The following is a 16,400-nucleotide window of genomic DNA, read 5'->3' on the forward strand; positions in this document are numbered from 1 at the left end:
GCGATTACCGCGGCGAGACCGCGCGCTGTTCACGCAGCAGCGCCAGCTCGCCGGCCGCGCGCTTTGCCGTCGCGATGGCGCCTTGCACCTCGGCAACCGCCACGGCCTGTTGCAGGATTTCGGCGGCCTGCTTCGGATCGGTTGGGATCAGCAGTTCGCCCTTGAAGCGCAACGTCTCGGGTTGATAGAACAGGATCGATTGCGCGGCACTCAGCTCCAGCGCCTGATCCAGCAGCGACACCGCCTCATCCCGTCGCTCCTGGTGAATTGCGTCGGCCAGCAGAAAGAAGATGTACGGCGACAGCAATTCGGCGCCGGTGTCGGTGTAATGGCGCAGTCCCTGACGCAATTTGTCCTCGCCGGCCGCGACCTCGCCGTCTCGCGCCAGCGCCCAACCTTGCAGGATTTCGGCCCACGCCGCCCAGTAGGGGAAATCATGCGTCCGGGCGATCTGCGCCATCTCCATGGCGGTGGCCCGCGCCACGGCCGGACGGCCAGAAAACTGGCCGATGCAGGCGCGAAAACCCAGGGCGAAAGCCAACGAGTGCGGATGGTCAAGCGCGCGCGCCGCGGTGATCGCCGCTTCGCTTTCTACCTCCGCCCGGGCCGCATTGCCTTGAAACCATTCGATCCATCCCAGATGGCAGCGACCCAGAACGCCGGGATCCGATCCGTACTCGAACCGTTGCGAGGCATGTCGCGTCGGATCATAATGTTTTAGTACAAGAATGAAACTGCTCCGTGCCGCTTCGAACTTGCCGAGGTACAGCAGCGCCAGGCCATGCGCCCGATGCGCCTGGATCAGCAGGGCCGGGTCGGTCGTCTCGCGAACCAGCGACATCAGGCGCCAGCTTACCGCATGCCCGGCGGCCACATTGCCGCGCACCAGATGATAGGTGATCAGGCCGCGCAGCGTCCGGAACAAGGCCCAGGTTTCTCCCAGGCGTTCGGCTGCCGCATGGGCACGTTCAAACGCCTGCAGCACCTCGGGCTCCGCGTTGCCCCGCAAGATGGTAAGCTGAACTGCCAGCAGGACGTTCAAGCGAATCTCGGCCTCGATGTGGTCTCGTGTTTCCGGCAGGTGGTCCAGCAGCGACAGCGCCGCTCGGCAGTGCTCCACCGCCTCGACATGCGCGGTCTGCGCCATGGCCTGACGCGCCGCCGCCTCGTAGGCCGCGGCCGCCTCCGCATTCTGTCCCGCCGCGGCCAGATGCCGCGCCAGCAGTTCCGGCCGCGCTGCCACCATCTGCGGAAACCGCTCACGCAACACCATCGCCACGCGCAGATGTTCGGCCTGGCGTTGCTGCCGCAGCAACGACTCGTAGGCCGCGTCCCGGATCAGGATGTGACGGAAGGTATAGGCCTCGGGCGCCTGGGGCGAAGCTTCGGAATCCAGGAAGCGGGCCTCGATCAGCCGGTGAACCGATTGCCGCAAGGCCGCCGGAGCCACCCGGTTCGACACGGCTTCCAGAACATCGAAGCGGAACGACCGGCCCAGCACGGATGCAAGCTGGGCGATCGGTTTCGCGTCGCCCAGCCGGTCAAGCTGCGCCATCAGCGATCCGCGCAACGTCATCGGTATGCTGTCGTCGCTCTGCACCGCCGTGCCAGCCGCCCGTGCCACTTCTTCAACAAACAGTGGAACGCCGCCGGTGCGCGCCAGGATCTGCTGGAGCACCCGGGGTGCGAAGCCGACAGGCGTCACCACCTCCACCAGTTCCCGCGCGGCCTCCTGGGACAATCCCTCCAGCCGCAACACCATCGGCGAGTGTCCGGGCAATGCGGTGACCAGTCCGGGCCGCATCGTCATCAGCAGCATCGCCCGCGGGCGATGCTCCGCGCGGCGATCGGCCAACGCGCGCAGGAAGGTCAATGTGGAATCGTCAGCCCAGTGCACATCATCAACCAGAACCAGCAGCTTGGGTTCGTCACGCTGGTCGGCCAGAACGACCGAAACCAACGCGTCGATGATACGTTTGCGCCGCCGCCGTGGCAGCGCCGTCAGCACCGCTGCCTCCGCCTCGGACAGGCAGCCAAGCAATGCGCTCAGCGGCGCCAGCACGTCGGCTTCCGTCAGATGCAACTGCCTTATCAAGGCCAGCAATTTGCGGCGCGCCTGTTCCGCCGCCTCATCGGGCAACAGGCCGAGGCGACGTCGCAGCCACGCGGCGACCGGTTGAAACGCGCTGGCACGGTCATCCTCGGCGCAGATCATGGTTGCCGCGTTGCCGCCGTCCTCAATGATGCGCCTGCGAAACTCCAGAACCAGGCGCGACTTTCCCATGCCGGCCTCACCCTCGACGATCACCACGGGACTTGCACCCGCGATCGCGCCGCGCCAGGCGTCAAGCAGGCTGCGCAACTCGGCTGTGCGATTGATATAGGGTACGTGCGATGCGCTGGCAGGCGACAGACGGGCATCCAGTGGCAGTTCCGACGTCGCGATATAGGCATGGACCGGTCGTTCCACGCCCTTGAAGCCGTGTGACCCGAAGTCGACGAAATGAAATGCATCTTTCGCCAGGCCATAGGTCGCCTCGCTGACCAGCACCTGCCCAGGAAGCGCCGCTTGCTGCAGCCGCGCCGCAGTGCTGGTCGTGGCACCAACCACGGCGGTGCCTTCGGCATGGCGTCCGCTGCCCAGGTCGGCGACGACGACGATACCGGTATGCACGCCGACCCTGGCTTCCAGCCGGCTGTCCAGGACACCGCCGGCGACCAGTTGCTCGCTCAGCCCGTGCAATGCCGCGATCGCCCCCAGCCCCGCGCGCACCGCCCGGCACGGGTCATCCTCCCGCGCCCTCGGGAAACCGAAATAGGCCAGCACCGCGTCGCCCAGATACTGGCCGATCGTTCCGCCGCATGCCTCGATCGTGCCGATACAGGCCTCGCGGAACACCAGCAGAATTCGCCGCAGATCCTCCGGGTCGAGCATCGAGGCGAGCCGGGTGCTATCCACCAGATCGCAGAACATGACGGTCAGAGGACGCCGCTCGCCGGAACTGGCCGCCGCCCGCGCGGGACGACCGCCGCGCGACCGCGGGCGAGACGCCATTGCCGAGGACACGGATGGCAACGGCGCGCCGCAGTGACCGCAGAAGCGCATCGTCCGCTGGATCTTGGATCGGCAGGTGGGGCAGGCGTTCATCTTCGTTACGGATGCCATTCTTGGGAAAACCCAGCATCGATCTGCCGTTGTGCAGCGCGATTGACAAGACCGCCGATCCACTTTGCCCTCTGGCTTGCTGACCGCGGGTGCGATCAATCGTGAGGAAGTGACTGCGAACTCGCTGCCATCAAGTCGAAGTGACGAGTGCGACAGGCGTTTCTGGTTGCGATGCGAAAAAAAACGCCTCAGTGTTACCAGCAGCGAAAGAATAAACCACATGAGCATGAAAAAATGTGGAGTAGAAACATGTGGATGGCATCAACGTAACTGGCTTTCCGCGTCTATCCTCGCGCGCTATGCAAACGATGCAGTGATCTGGCGGTTCATGCGATGTCGGCGCTACACCAACTTGGCCCTGTATAAGGCAGAACGTCTATGGCGGCCTTTAATTCGCAAGATCGGGCCGGTGGAGATACTGTCGATCCCGGTATCGTCATTGCGGTGGTCGCCGCATTGCTCGACCACAAGACAGCCCGTTTCGCCGTAATGGTTTCATTAAGGACGGCGAAGAACGTGCCGGTGCCGTCGTTCATGACGTTTGGCTACGGCGTCGATGCCGCGAATGGAGAAATCTTGCCGCCCCCTGGCGAAGCACGAAGCTTTGCCGTCAATCAGCCGGTGTTCGCCTCCGCCCGAATCGATCTGACCAAGGTGAACGATGGATCGCCGGCGGCAAAGCTGGATACGGTGCTGCGGCAACTCCGCCAGGTCACCGCCGAGGGCTGGCACCTTGAACTCACCCACAAGGTAATGCCGCAGCTTGACCGCTCGGTTCCCGCCATGCATGCCTCTCATCAGCAATTGCCGAGCGATTTGCCGTTCGAAGGACCGCTGGACGGCCGGGACGTTCTGCTCGGCGTGGTTGATTTCGGCTGCGACTTTGCTCATCCCGCCTTTCGGACACAAGACGGGAAAACACGCCTGCGGATGTTGTGGGATCAGAACGCCACCGGCGCCCACGGTGCAGGCAAGCCTGGCCTGCCGGGCCGCTTCTTCTCCACCCAGGATGTCGACAACGCGCTGCGGACCGCCGATCCTTACGCGACCCTCGGTTATCATCCGCTGTCGAACAAGAATCTCTACACGCCGTCCACCGCGCTGCCAGGCGAGCCAGTACATGGCACGCATGTGCTCGGCGTGGCGGGCGGAGGCGCCACGCCTGGCTGTCCAGCGGGCGTGGCACCGGGGGCGGACCTGGCTTTCGTTCAACTGCAACCAGGAGCCCTGGTGTCCGATGGCGACGCGGTCGACGTCTTCGACGGCGTTTGCAGCATCTTCGAACATGCCGCCGCGCGCGAACAGCCAGCCGTTGTCAATCTCAGCGTGGGCGCCAATGCCGGCCCGCACGACGGCAGCACGATATTCGACCGCGCTGTTGACGCGCTGCTTCAGGCGCCGGGACGGGCGATCACTGTCGCAGCCGGCAACGCACGTCAGGAACATCTGCACGCGATGCATGTCGTGATCCCCAACGCGCCCGCCATCCTCGGATGGCGTTTCAGCGAGGGTAGCTCGGCTTTCAACGTGGCGCGTATCTTCTGCGGCGCCGAGGGCGGCCGCCCACCGGTCCGCTGTGTGATCATGGATCCGGATGGGCGGCGCATCGAACTGGGTGGTGCAACGGACAACCTGCTTGAAATCATGACTGATCCGGACAAGCCGCGCCGCACCGGCATCGCCTACAGCGGATTGGCCACGCCGCTCGGCGACCTCCCGCTCCAGCACATCGAGATCCGGCTGTCCCCGCGCACGAGAAGCGGTGAGATCTGGCGGATCGAGCTGTCGCTCGGTGACGCGCAAACCAGCCAGGCGGCGCTCCGGGAGATCACGGTTCATGCCTGGATCGAACGGCACGACCGCCGGCTTCATCAGCAATCGACGTTCGTTTCCAACGATACGGACTTCCTCGAAGGCTGCTCCCTCGGTTCGACTGCCTGCGGCTATCGCACGATCTGTGTCGGCGCCTACGATTCCACCGCGGCGGACTTGCCAGCCGCTGGCTTCAGCTCCGCCGGACCGACACGGGACGGGCGAACAAAGCCCGACATTGCCGCACCAGGCATCAACGTGCGGGCGGCCTATGCAATGGGCGGCTGCCGCTCCCAGAAGGCGCAGCTTATCCACCGAAACCCCATGCGCGGACGCATGAGCGGCACCAGCGTCGCGGCGCCGCACGTCGCCGGCGTTGTCGCCCTGATGCTGCAGGCGAACCGCCATCTTGGGTCCGACGATATTCTGCACGCCCTGCGGTCGACCACGCAGTTGCGGCCGCCGACCGAGGCACTCAAGAGCGGCACCGCCCGGTACTGGCTGCCGCAACTTGGCTACGGCCGGGTCGACGCCGCCGCAGCGGTGCGCTGGGCGCTGGAGCAAGCTGGAACACCTGACCGGGCACTAGCCGGATCATGACCAGCATTGCCCGAGGATCGCCTCGGCTGGAGCGCCCGCTCAAGGTCACGATCTCCTTCACCCATAGCTGCAATCTGGCCTGCCGCGTCTGCTACGCCGGTTGCACTCCTGAACCGTCGGCCCGCGAGCTGTCGGGTGAGGCCTGGCTGCCGGTGATCGATGAACTGCTGGATGCTGGCGTCATCTCCATCATGTTCGAAGGCGGCGAACCGCTGCACCGAATCGACTTCCCGATGGTGCTGCGGCACTGCGCACCGCGCGCCATGACCCGCCTGCGCACCAACGCAACGCTGGTGGACGCCGCGAAAGCCGCTGAATTGAAAGCGGCCGGCCTCGGCGATGCCCTGGTGGACCTGCTAGGCGCCCGCCCGGAGATCCACGATGCCCTGACCGCAACGCCCGGCAGCCACGCGCGCACCCTCGCAGGTATCCGGGCCCTGCGCGCCGCCGAGGTCCCGGTGACCGTGCTGGTCATCTTGAACCGCCACAACATCCAAGACCTGCAGGACCTGCTCGCTCTCGCCCACATGCTCGGAGCCGAAGCGGTCGGCGTGCTCCGCCCCTATCCGCTCGGCCGCATGCGGGAGAACTGGAACGAGTTCTCGCTCTCGCTGCAGGAGATGACGGCGGCCATAGGCTCGCTGATCCCGCCGCCCGGGCTGCGGCTGATGCAATCCTGGCACCCCAATGATGCCAACTGCTGCTGGCAGATGGCGGCGGTGAACGCGTTCGGGGACTCGATCGGCTGTACCTATCTGCGGGAGTACGTGAACTACGGCAATTTGCTGGACACGCCCTTCCTGTCGACCTGGGACCATCCGCTATACCGCACGTTGCGGGCCGGCAAGATCGAGCCTTCATGCCCGGAATGCTCGCACACTCAGGGCTCGCACGGCGGTTGCCGCGCGACCGCCTTCGCCTTCCACGGGCGGTGGGACGCGCCGGATCCGTTCGACAGTGGCCTTAACAGTGGGGTGAACCTGCATGTGCTCCCAGACCATACCCGCGAATATGCGGCGGACGCCGGGGCTGCGGGTGCGGCCGGTTCCTGAACTGGGAACCTGTATCGTCTATACCCCGGCGTCACCGCGGTTGCACAAGCTCAATCCCACCGCATGGCTGGCGCTTGAACTGGTTGACGGGCGACCGTCGCCGGTCATTGAGGCGGAATTTCTCGTCCGAACAACCGCGCGATTGTCAAACGCCGCGGCGCGCCGCCTGCTGACCGACGCAGTCACCATGCTGCTGGCGGCCGGGATTGTGGAAGACATGGGGGAAACGCATCATGACGACTGAGCACAGCAGCCTTGATACCGCGGCCGCGCTGCTGGCCGGCAGCTCGATGATCCCCGCTCCCGCGGTCGAACGGCTCCGTTCAGAGGTGCGGTCGGGTGAGAACTTCCTGCTGACAAGCCCGACGGCGGCGGCCAACTTCATCGGCAATTTCGTGGTCGAATGGGGCTTCGAGGTAAAGCCCGCCCAGGTGCCCGAATTTCATGAATTCCTGATCGACAACGAAATGACGCTGCATCAGGAAAGTCCCGATGGCGTATCCTACAAAGGCACCTATGCCGTCTGGGCACAGTCCGCCATGCAGCTTGGCAGCTACCGGACCATCTGGGCGTTTGATGAACTGGCCGACATGGCAAAGCTGGCACACGCGATGGCCAACGACACGGAATTCGCACGGTTGCTCAAGCGGCTCACGGCATTCCGCGATACAACCATCGGTGCCTCGCGCAGCCAGCAGATGTACCAACCGGCTGCAAGCGCGCGGCAAACCTGATAACGGCTTCGTCCCCACCTGCCGGACGAGGTAGGCGATCAGCCCGCTGCCTGAAGGCTGCCTGGCCACGTCTTGCTGCCCGTACGCGCTTCAACCTCTGACCGCAGTTGCTCGGGGGCATGAAGGACGATGGATCGCCGGCCTATGGTCAGCAAACCCGCACGCGCCATCTCGGTCAGCTCACGCGATACGCTTTCACGGCGTGTGGCGATCCAGGCCGCCAGCACATGCTGAGGCGGTGGTGGACTTACCACGCGCTCTCCGCCGCCACGGTCGCGTGAAAGGCGGAGCAGCTCGGCAATCAACCGCTGCCGCACCGACAAGACACTGTACTCGATCAGCCGCTCATCCTTGGCGCGAAGCCGGGTCGAAAGCATGCGGAGCAGCCGCAACCCGACCTCGGGCGTCGAGAGCGTGAGTTCGACGAACGCCTCGGCCGGCACGATGCACAGCCGGCTGCGCTGCAGCGCCGTCACGTTGGCGGATCGATGAATGCCATCGATCGCGGCAAGCTCGCCAAAGAATTCCCCAGTACGCAGCTCGTTTAAAATGGCCTCGTAGCCAAACACCGTGCGCGCGATCACACGAACGGCGCCTTCGATGATCAAGAATACATCATCCGACACATCGCCCGCATCCACCACCACCTCGCCCGCGGTGTAGTCTCGATAACGAGCTCCCGCCAGGAACTGGCTCATTTTCTTGTCCGGGACGCCAGCGAACAGCGGCACGCGGCGAAGCTTGTCGATACTGCTGCTGATCAATGAGCTTGCGGCCGAGGCATGCCTCTCCATCAGCCGCGGCATGCTCGTCTGATCTTCAAGGTTCATGGTGGCTCTGGACATTTGCAAAATCCCCGTGAGCGCGAACGTTGATCTGATAGGATTACATCTGCACTGTTCGCGGTAGATGTTCGTCGCTAAAGGATTGATATAGCAACGAACATCTTGCGTCCGCGATACCGTGTCAATCCTGCCGTGGCAGCGATACTTAGACACTGGAACCTGTTAAGTGCAAACACAGATCACGCTGTTTCCGATCCGCTCATTTCAGAAAACCGCGAACGGATCGCGGAAACTTCTGCAGCGTGAGCGTGTTTCCGCATAGTGGCCATGAGCGGGATAGTCCATGCCCGGATCGAGTCGCCACGGAATTACCCTGGTTGGTGCGCCGCCGCGACGGTTTTGGCCAGGTCGCTGATCATCAGGTGATGATAGAGCCAGTCACAAGCAAGCTGCGATCAATGCCATTGCTGACGATCCGGTCGTCAAGAACCATGCACATTGCATTTGCCGCCGAAAGGCGATGTCAGCCGAAGGCGCCGGCCGCGCGGCGCCTTCGTCCGGTCAACCGCCAAACGCCTGATCCCAAGGCTCCGGCAGCATCAGATAGCCATCGTCTTGCCTCACCAAATGCGCGAAGCCTGGGAAATGCACATGCATCCCGGCGATCAACTGCCGGTCCGTCGCTACCCTGTCGAATGTCCGCTTCCGCGTCGCCGCCGCCTGCTGCGGGTCCGTGTCGAACGCCATCGTCACCTCCGGCCGAGGCACCTGCACCTCCGGCACATGGATGATGTCGCCCCAGATCAGCAACGACTGTCCGCCCGACGCGATCATGTAGCCGCAATGACCCGGCGTATGCCCATGCAGCGGCACCGAGGTCACGCCCGGAAACACCTCGACTGCATCGGCGAAAGTCCGCGTCCGATTGTGGTATGGTGCGACCTGCTCACGCGCACATTGAAAATACAGCGTCCTTGCCCGCTCGTCCGCTCGGCCCATCGCCCCGTCATCCTGCCAATGCCGAAGCTCGTTTTCATGCACCACCAGTTCGGCGTTGGGGAAAAACTTCTCGCCGGTCCGCGGGTTTGTCAGGCCAGCGGAATGATCCGGATGCATGTGCGTCAGGATGACCGTTTCGATATCCGCTGGATTTACACCGGCTGCCTTCAGGTTCTGTTGCAGCTTTCCCACCGTCGGCTGCAGATAATCGCCTGATCCCGTCTCGATCAACGCCAGCCGCCCCGCCGCATGGACCAGGTAGCAGTTCACCGACGTCCGCCGCCCAGGCCGAAACCTGTCGGTCAGCATCCGCGTCGCATCGGCCGGGGCGATGTTCTGCATCACCTCCACCGTCCCGTCCAAGTAGCCGTCGGACAGCGCGGTCACCACGATGTCGCCGATGCGTCGATGATAGACACCGGGAACCTGTGCGGAAGGAACCTGAACCATGGTCAAAACTCCTGACTACTGGGCAATATATCCGCCGTCGATAACAAGTTCCGTTCCCGTTACGAACGACGCCTCGTCGGAAGCCAGGAACAGCACGCCGTAGGCGACCTCGATCGGCTCGCCCAGCCGCCGCAGCGGCGTGGCGTCGATCTTGGACGCGCGGCCGGCGGCGTTCGTCGCATTCAGCATCGGCGGCATGTAGCCGGGATGCACCGAATTCACCCGGATGCCGGCCGGCCCATATTTTGCCGCTGCCGCCTTGGTGTACAGCCGCACCGCGCCCTTCGATGCCACATAGCCCGGATGGCTCTCCGCGCTACCCACGAAGCCCATGATGGATGATATGTTGACGATCGAGCCTCGCCCGTTCGGCGCCATCGCCGCCGCCGCCAGCTTGGTGCCGAGGAACACGCTGGTGGCGTTGACCGCCTGCAGCTTCTGCCATCCCTCCAGGCTGTCCGGGTCGCCGACCGAACTGCCGCTGATGCCGGCGTTGTTGACCAGGATGTCCAGCCGGCCATGGGTAGCGATCGTTTCGGCAATCAGGGCCTGCCACTCCGCCTCCGACGTCACATCCGTGCGGATGAACCGGGCCCGCCCCTGGCTGGCGCTGATGTCGGCCGCCAGTGCTTCGCCTTCGGCCGTCAGCACGTCGGCAATGACGACCGCGGCGCCTTCCTTGGCGAACAGCCGAGCTTCGGCCTCGCCCATTCCGTGTGCGCCACCGGTTACGATGGCGGTCTTTCCCGCAAGACGCATTTGCTTCCTCCCGATCCAGTTCTACCCGCCGCTACTGCCACGGGACGAGGGGCGGATCGCCGCCGTTATTTTGCACAAAGTTTCACAATGCCCCGCACATCGGGCAACGCATCCAGCCGGCCGATGTCCGCGACCAGTTGGGCGGCGCAGTCGGTTCCCAGCACCGGATCGGCCAGGGCGGCGAACTTCGCCTCCAGCCGCCTGCCCTGCTGCGCGACATCGACCGCGGGAACGCCAGAATCATGCGCAGCGGTGAAGCGGGCACCGTCGGTCAGCAGCAGGTCGATTTCGGAGAAAGTGGTGGAAATGCCGGCGCGAAAATCCAGTTCCACCTTGTCGCGCAACCCGACCAGAACCGGATCGGCGGCAACCTCTTCCGAGTAGGTGGACAGACGGCTGGTATCCACCCCGGCCAGGCCCATCGCCGTGGTCAGCCGCAGCGAGAACTTTGCCTCGAGCCCGGTGCGCGGCGTGGGGATGTTGCAGATCCGGTCAGAGGATTCCTCTAGCCGCAAGGTGATGCGTTGCACCCGATCCGGCGCCACCCCATGCTGTTCACGCAGCTTGCGGGCAGCCTCGATCGCGGCGTGCGTCATGTAGCAGGAGGCATGATACTTGAACAGGTTGTTGACAATCCACCAGCCATTCGGCGGCGGATCGAAGGCTCGGTCCGGGTTGAAGTCCGGGCTATGCGTACGGGCGAAGCCCTGGCCGCACTCCACCACATCGGTCCGGCTGGTGAAGCCGCGCGAGGCCAGCTTCGCCGCCATTAGGCCGTGGTAGGAGGCCTTGCCGGCGTGCAGCGGCTTGCACATGGTGCCGAACATCGATTTCAGCCCGGCCGCCTGGGTGCCGGCGATGCCGAGCGCGGTGGCGAATGTCTCCGTGTCCAGCCGCAGCAGGTGCGCGCACGCGGCGGCGGCGCCGAAGCTGCCGACGGTGGCGGTGGCGTGGAACCCCAGCCCATCATAATGACCCGGCGCGATCGTCCGGCCGATGCGGCATTGCAGTTCGTAACCGGCGACAAAGGCCGTCAGCACGTCGGCGCCGCTTGATCCACGTTCCTCGGCCAGCGCCAGCAGGGCGGGCAGGATGGCCACCGATGGATGGCCCGGCATCGCCAGGTTTACGTCATCGAAGTCCAGCGCATGCGACGCCGCGCCGTTCACCATGGCGGCCGAGGCAACCGGCAGGCGTTCCGCATGGCCCAGCACGGTGGCGGCTTCACGTCCGCCTTGCTCGTTCATCTCCGCCAGCAGGATCGTCACCAGTTCGTCCGAGGCGCCCGCCAGGCCGCAGCCGAGGTAATCCAGCACACACTGACGCGCCCAAGAGCGGACAGATTCGGGGATGTCCTCCAGGCGCAATGTTCGTGCCTGTTCGGCCAAGCTCCGGGTCAGGCCCCTGCCCACCTGGATATCGCTGATCGCGTTCATCGTTTCTTCCCTGTTCAGCGGCCTTGGTAGACCGGCTTGCGCTTTTCGTTGAAGGCCCGGATGCCTTCCCGCCGGTCCTCGGTCGGGACCATGCGGTTATAGGCTTCGATCTCGAACATCATGCCGGTCCGCAGGTCGGTGTTCAGGCCCATGTTGACCGACTGCTTGATCTGCCGGGTGGAGATCGGCGCGTTGCCGGCGATCACCGAGGCGGTTTCCAGTGCCTCTGGCAGCAGTTTTTCGGCTGTGCAGATCCGGTTGACCATGCCCCATTCCAATGCCTGCTGCACCGAAAATGGCCGGCCGGTCAGCAGGATCTCCTTTGCCCGCCGGCCGCCGACGGCGCGCGGCAGGCTCTGCGTGCCACCGGCGCCAGGCATGATGCCGAGCGTCACCTCGGTCAGGGCGAAGCGGGCGTGTTCGGCGGCGTAGATGAAGTCGGCGCACAGCGCGATCTCCATGCCGCCGGCATAGGCGGCGCCGTTCACCGCGGCGATGATCGGCACCGGGCAGTCGATGATGGCGCGGATCATCCGCTCGAAGATCAGGTGCTGGTCCTGCCATTGCGCGTCTGTCATGCCGTTGCGCTGCTTCAGGTCGCCGCCGGCGCAAAAGGCTTTCGGCCCGGCGCCGGTAATGACGATGCAGCGCTGCCGGTTGGGTTCGGCGCAGAAGCCGTCGAACACCGCCAGCAGGTCCAGCCCCATCTGGGTGTTCATGGCATTGGCGACATCCGGCCGGTTCAGCGTCACCAGGGTGGTGTGTTCCTGTGGCGCCTCGATGGTGACGGTTTCAAATGCGTTCATGGTTCCACGGCCTGCATGATGAGTCGGATGAATGTGTCGATGGCGGTCGGGTCGGTCCAGCGCAGCACCGCGACCAAGTCCTGCCGGGGGGCGATCCAGGTCAGGTTGCCGCCGGCGCCGGAGGCGAAGAAGCTGTCCTCCGGCGCGCTGTTGTAGCGGCCATGGTCGGTGTTCAGCCACCACAGCAGGCCGTAGGTCGGCTTCAGCGCGCAGGGCCGCAGCGACTCGGCGATCCAGCGGTCCGGCAGGATGCGGCGGCCGTTCCACTCGCCGCGACGTAGCATGAGCAAGCCGATGCGGGCCTGGTCCTCGGCGTGGATCAGCATGCCGCCGCCCCAATGGGTGCCGCCCGACACGCTTTCGATCATCCGCCCGTCGATCTCGACCTGGGAGGTGCGGTAGCCATGCCAGGACCAGTCGTTGGATGCCCCGATCGGCTGCATGATGCGTTTGGCGAACACCTCCGGCAGCGGGCGGCGGAAGCGGCGCAGCAGCGCCAGGGCCAGCCGGTTGACGCGGACGTCGTTGTATTCCCAGTGTTCGCCGGGGGATTTCAGCGGACGCGGATCGCCCTTGCGCGCCTTGCCCTCCAGGCCGACATTGCGGTTGCGGTCGATCATGTCCGACTTGCCGAACAGCGTGCCCGCCCATTCGGAGGTGTTTTGCAACAGGTGCCGCCAGGTCACCGTGCGGTTCTGCTCGCTGTCGAAGCCGCCGTCATCGACGGTGCGGCCGACCGGTTCATCGAGGTCAGTGATCAGCCCGTCCATCACCGCGATGCCGGCCAGCAGGCTGAGGTAGCTTTTGGCGGCGGAGAAGGTGAAGTCGACCTGGTCGGTGTCGCCCCAGCTTGCGATCTTGAAGCCTCGGCGCAGCACCAGGCCGTTGGCGGGGCCGCGCGGGCGCACCGGTCCCAGGATTTCGTTGAACGGCGGCGGCTCGAAGAAGCCGCTTTCCAGGTGCAGGCGCAGGTCTTGGGGCCATGGAGTTTCATTCTCGGTGGCGAAGCGGGCGGCTTCCTCCAGCCACATCCAGTTCATGCCGGCCGCGTCGGCCATGGCCTCCGGCCAGGCGGTGCCATGCGGCGGCGGCACGATCGACGGCAACTCCATGCAGGCTGTCCTTTCCTCTGGCGCGGACTATGGCGTTGGTGGTGCGCGATGCATAGTGCGGCGGCAGGGAAGGAAACCGACATGACGATACCGGCGCTGCCCATCGACCCGTTCTGCCAGGCGTTCTTTGACGATCCGTTTCCGGCGCATGCGGCGATGCGCGATGCCGGGCCGGTGGTCTATCTGCCGGTCTACGACATCCATGCCGTGGCGCGATACGATGAGGTGCGGGCGATGCTGCTGGATTGGGGCAGCTTTGCCTCGGCGCGTGGCGTCGGGCTTTCCGACTTTGCCCGCGAGACACCGTGGCGGCTGCCGAGCCTGCTGCTGGAGGCCGATCCGCCGGTGCACGACCGGACGCGGAAGTTGATGGACCGGGTGCTGGCGCCGGCGGCCGTCCGGGCCTTGCGCGACGGGTTCATTCAGGCCGCCGATCGGCTGGTCGATGCGCTGCTGGAACGCGGGAGCTTCGATGCCATCCCTGATCTGGCGGAGGCGTATCCGCTGACCGTGTTTCCCGATGCCGTGGGCATGCCGGTGGAGAACCGGCGGTTCCTGCTGCCGTATGGCAACATGGTGTTCAACTCATTCGGGCCGCGCAATGCCTGGTTCCAGGCGGCGGTGGCCGATGCCGCGCCGGTGCTGGACTGGGTGCAGGCGCAGTCTCGGCGCGAGGCCTTGTCGCCCACCGGTTTCGGTGCGGCGATCCATGCCGCCGCCGACAGCGGGGAGATCAGCGTGGCGGAGGCCGAGGTGCTGGTGCGTTCGTTGCTGACGGCCGGCGTGGACACCACGGTCAATGGGTTGGGCGCGTCGCTGTATTGCCTGGCGCGCTTTCCGGATGCGTTCGCACGCCTGCGGGCCGATCCTGGGCTGGCGCGGGGGGCGTTCGAGGAGGCGGTGCGGCTGGAAAGCCCGGTGCAGACGTTCTTCCGCACCACGACGCGGACGGTCGAGATCGGCGGCGAGACGCTGGACGAAGGGCGCAAGGTGCTGATGTTCCTGGGCGCGGCGAACCGGGACCCTCGGCGGTGGGAGGACCCGGACGACTATGACATCGGCCGCCGATCGGCCGGCCATGTCGGGTTCGGCACCGGTATCCATGGGTGCGTGGGCGCGGTGCTGGCTCGGCTGGAAGGCGAGGCGGTGCTGGGGGCGCTGGCGCGCAAGGTGGCCTCGATCGAGATCGCGGGGGTGCCGCGGCGGCGTTACAACAACACGCTGCGTGGGTTGGCGAGCCTGCCGGTGGTTATTCGGGCGGGGTAGGTTGGATTGCGGGGGGGGTGCGCAGGTTGGGGTGCGTGATTTCAGAACGGTTTTTGATCAGGCCGCTCGTTTTGAACCCGTCATGGCCGGGCGACCAAGCACGGGCGGGAGGGTTGTCCCGGCCATCTTCGCATGAACGGCTGGGGGCGGATGGCGTGGGCCGGCGCGGGCAAGCCAGTTTGACGCAACGTGGCCGGAAACAGCGCTAGCCGAGCGGCGGCTGGATCGTCGGGTCGAGGATTGGGGGGATGCGGGTGCTGCCCAGCGTGGTGCTGCCCAACAGGCTGGATTTGTAGGCCGAGCCGGGGCTGCCGGACTGGGCGGCGAGTGAGCCGGCAGCACCGGTCAGGCTGTTGATCCAGCTTTGGTTGTCTGCCCGCTGCTGCGGCGACTGACTGGCGAGATCAGCCTGTAGCTCGGCCGCGACGTCGGCCATCGCGCTGGCCCAGATCAGCCGCCGCTGCGCCTCATTGGCGGCGGCCTGAGTGTCGTCGGAGGCGGAGGCTGGGGGATTCGCCCGGTTTGCGGTGGGGCGGGCCGCGGCTGGTGTGATGGCGGTGGCCGCGGCTGGTGCGGTTGTGGCTGGTTGCGGTGGGGTTGGCCGAGGCGGGGCTGTGCGGGTCAGGAGCGCCTGCGTCGGGGCTGATTGCGTTGGGGCGGCTGGCGCTGCCTTGATGCCGGCTCGGGCGGCTTCGATCTGCGTCCGTGCCGCGTCGATGGCGGCCTGGCATTCGGCCTCGGCCGCTGCCTGTTCGGCTGGTCCGGGCTGGGGCCAGGCGGTTGTCCCGTCGTGCTCCATCATTGGTTGAGCGGTGCCGCGCTGGTGCCGGTCCTTTTCTAGGGCCTGGTTGTTTTGCTGCGCCGAACGGTTCAGGCCGTTGGCGCAGCCGCGCAGGCGCAGCTTCATCGATAACGTGGCAGCGTCGCCGGCGGACAGGCGCATGTTGTCCATCGCGCCGAGGCCGAAGCCGACGATCTGCATGATCTTGATGAGGTCGGCTTCGGTGCTGGGGCCGTAGGATAGCAGGGTCTGTGTCGCGAGGTGGCGGGCGTGGGCGAGGTCGGCGATGCCGCCGGCCATGACCAGGGGAGTCAGGAAGGTGGTGACCATGTCCATGAGGGTGCAGGCGGGGGTGGATGGGGAGGTCAGGTTACCGGCTTCGGCAGTTCGGGTGGGCTGGCTCACGATGGGCTGATCCTGAGGTCACTTTCAGAATTTTCTATCCTAGGCAGCAGCCAAAGTCAAGAAATAAGTCCTAACAGCGAGACCGAAGAATCACTGGGAGAACTGCCGAGCCAACCGCCTATTTGGTAACTGCGGTTGCTTCCAATTTCAGGCTTCAGGGCTGCAATTGTGCCATTTCCCGGGGATGCCTAGACGTGATTGGTCATCGGAACCATGAGACACAGGCTGAACGACAAA

Annotated in this window: 13 protein-coding genes; 5 read left to right on the top strand and 8 right to left on the bottom strand. The window is 65.3% G+C overall.

What is annotated here, in order from left to right:
- Positions 1–4 precede the first annotated feature (4 nt).
- On the bottom strand, positions 5–3,166 hold the full coding sequence (locus ACQY4S_RS17135) for an AAA family ATPase (RefSeq protein WP_428486447.1): 3,162 nt from the start codon (positions 3,164–3,166) through the stop codon (positions 5–7).
- Between the two features lie 378 nt (positions 3,167–3,544).
- Here ACQY4S_RS17135 and ACQY4S_RS17140 point away from each other — a divergent pair, with 378 nt between their 5' ends.
- Genes ACQY4S_RS17140 through ACQY4S_RS17155 form a run of 4 tightly spaced genes read left to right on the top strand, consistent with a single transcriptional unit; the run spans position 3,545 to position 7,364 of the window.
- Positions 3,545–5,578 carry a S8 family serine peptidase gene (locus ACQY4S_RS17140; protein WP_428486448.1) on the top strand — a complete coding sequence of 678 codons (2,034 nt, stop codon included), beginning with the start codon at positions 3,545–3,547 and terminating at the stop codon, positions 5,576–5,578.
- Complete coding sequence (locus ACQY4S_RS17145; protein ID WP_428486449.1) at positions 5,575–6,630, top strand: radical SAM/SPASM domain-containing protein; 1,056 nt, start codon at positions 5,575–5,577, stop codon at positions 6,628–6,630. Before ACQY4S_RS17140 ends, ACQY4S_RS17145 begins: the two co-directional genes overlap by 4 nt.
- Positions 6,590–6,874, top strand: coding sequence for a hypothetical protein (locus tag ACQY4S_RS17150; protein ID WP_428486450.1), 285 nt, complete (start codon positions 6,590–6,592; stop codon positions 6,872–6,874). Before ACQY4S_RS17145 ends, ACQY4S_RS17150 begins: the two co-directional genes overlap by 41 nt.
- Positions 6,864–7,364 (top strand): hypothetical protein, encoded by a 501-nt coding sequence (locus ACQY4S_RS17155; RefSeq protein WP_428486451.1) that lies wholly within the window; start codon positions 6,864–6,866, stop codon positions 7,362–7,364. The genes ACQY4S_RS17150 and ACQY4S_RS17155 overlap by 11 nt, the downstream gene beginning before the upstream one ends.
- 38 nt (positions 7,365–7,402) lie before the next feature.
- On the opposite strand, the gene ACQY4S_RS17160 is transcribed toward ACQY4S_RS17155, so the two are convergent.
- The 6 genes from ACQY4S_RS17160 to ACQY4S_RS17185 form a co-directional block, all read right to left on the bottom strand.
- Complete coding sequence (locus tag ACQY4S_RS17160; RefSeq protein ID WP_428486452.1) at positions 7,403–8,362, bottom strand: Crp/Fnr family transcriptional regulator; 960 nt, start codon at positions 8,360–8,362, stop codon at positions 7,403–7,405.
- A 348-nt stretch (positions 8,363–8,710) separates the two neighbouring features.
- Positions 8,711–9,598, bottom strand: coding sequence for an MBL fold metallo-hydrolase (locus ACQY4S_RS17165; RefSeq protein ID WP_428486453.1), 888 nt, complete (start codon positions 9,596–9,598; stop codon positions 8,711–8,713).
- Positions 9,599–9,613: 15 nt separating this feature from the next.
- Positions 9,614–10,357, bottom strand: a complete 744-nt coding sequence (locus ACQY4S_RS17170) for a glucose 1-dehydrogenase (protein WP_428486454.1) — start codon at positions 10,355–10,357, stop codon at positions 9,614–9,616.
- A gap of 65 nt (positions 10,358–10,422) precedes the next feature.
- Entirely contained in the window at positions 10,423–11,793 is a 1,371-nt protein-coding gene (locus tag ACQY4S_RS17175; RefSeq protein WP_428486455.1) for an MmgE/PrpD family protein, read from the bottom strand.
- A gap of 14 nt (positions 11,794–11,807) precedes the next feature.
- Positions 11,808–12,599: an enoyl-CoA hydratase/isomerase family protein gene (locus tag ACQY4S_RS17180; protein WP_428486456.1), complete on the bottom strand. Its 792-nt coding sequence runs from the start codon at positions 12,597–12,599 to the stop codon at positions 11,808–11,810.
- Positions 12,596–13,711 carry a serine hydrolase domain-containing protein gene (locus tag ACQY4S_RS17185; protein ID WP_428486457.1) on the bottom strand — a complete coding sequence of 372 codons (1,116 nt, stop codon included), beginning with the start codon at positions 13,709–13,711 and terminating at the stop codon, positions 12,596–12,598. The genes ACQY4S_RS17180 and ACQY4S_RS17185 overlap by 4 nt, the downstream gene beginning before the upstream one ends.
- Positions 13,712–13,792: 81 nt before the next feature.
- Here ACQY4S_RS17185 and ACQY4S_RS17190 point away from each other — a divergent pair, with 81 nt between their 5' ends.
- Positions 13,793–14,977 carry a cytochrome P450 gene (locus ACQY4S_RS17190; protein WP_428486458.1) on the top strand — a complete coding sequence of 395 codons (1,185 nt, stop codon included), beginning with the start codon at positions 13,793–13,795 and terminating at the stop codon, positions 14,975–14,977.
- 205 nt (positions 14,978–15,182) lie between these two features.
- Here the strand turns inward: ACQY4S_RS17190 and ACQY4S_RS17195 are convergent, their stop codons facing one another.
- Positions 15,183–16,163 (bottom strand): hypothetical protein, encoded by a 981-nt coding sequence (locus ACQY4S_RS17195; protein ID WP_428486459.1) that lies wholly within the window; start codon positions 16,161–16,163, stop codon positions 15,183–15,185.
- Positions 16,164–16,400: the final 237 nt, after the last annotated feature.

The sequence above is a fragment of the Rhodopila sp. genome, from assembly GCF_965276935.1.
Lineage (GTDB): Bacteria > Pseudomonadota > Alphaproteobacteria > Acetobacterales > Acetobacteraceae > Rhodopila.

Bases quoted from the DNA above. Each gene is read 5' to 3' on its own strand.
- ACQY4S_RS17135 (WP_428486447.1), bottom strand. From the start codon at position 3,166: ATGGCATCCGTAACGAAGATGAACGCCTGCCCCACCTGCCGATCCAAG.
- ACQY4S_RS17140 (WP_428486448.1), top strand. From the start codon at position 3,545: ATGGCGGCCTTTAATTCGCAAGATCGGGCCGGTGGAGATACTGTCGAT.
- ACQY4S_RS17145 (WP_428486449.1), top strand. From the start codon at position 5,575: ATGACCAGCATTGCCCGAGGATCGCCTCGGCTGGAGCGCCCGCTCAAG.
- ACQY4S_RS17150 (WP_428486450.1), top strand. From the start codon at position 6,590: ATGCGGCGGACGCCGGGGCTGCGGGTGCGGCCGGTTCCTGAACTGGGA.
- ACQY4S_RS17155 (WP_428486451.1), top strand. From the start codon at position 6,864: ATGACGACTGAGCACAGCAGCCTTGATACCGCGGCCGCGCTGCTGGCC.
- ACQY4S_RS17165 (WP_428486453.1), bottom strand. From the start codon at position 9,598: ATGGTTCAGGTTCCTTCCGCACAGGTTCCCGGTGTCTATCATCGACGC.
- ACQY4S_RS17170 (WP_428486454.1), bottom strand. From the start codon at position 10,357: ATGCGTCTTGCGGGAAAGACCGCCATCGTAACCGGTGGCGCACACGGA.
- ACQY4S_RS17175 (WP_428486455.1), bottom strand. From the start codon at position 11,793: ATGAACGCGATCAGCGATATCCAGGTGGGCAGGGGCCTGACCCGGAGC.
- ACQY4S_RS17180 (WP_428486456.1), bottom strand. From the start codon at position 12,599: ATGAACGCATTTGAAACCGTCACCATCGAGGCGCCACAGGAACACACC.
- ACQY4S_RS17185 (WP_428486457.1), bottom strand. From the start codon at position 13,711: ATGGAGTTGCCGTCGATCGTGCCGCCGCCGCATGGCACCGCCTGGCCG.
- ACQY4S_RS17190 (WP_428486458.1), top strand. From the start codon at position 13,793: ATGACGATACCGGCGCTGCCCATCGACCCGTTCTGCCAGGCGTTCTTT.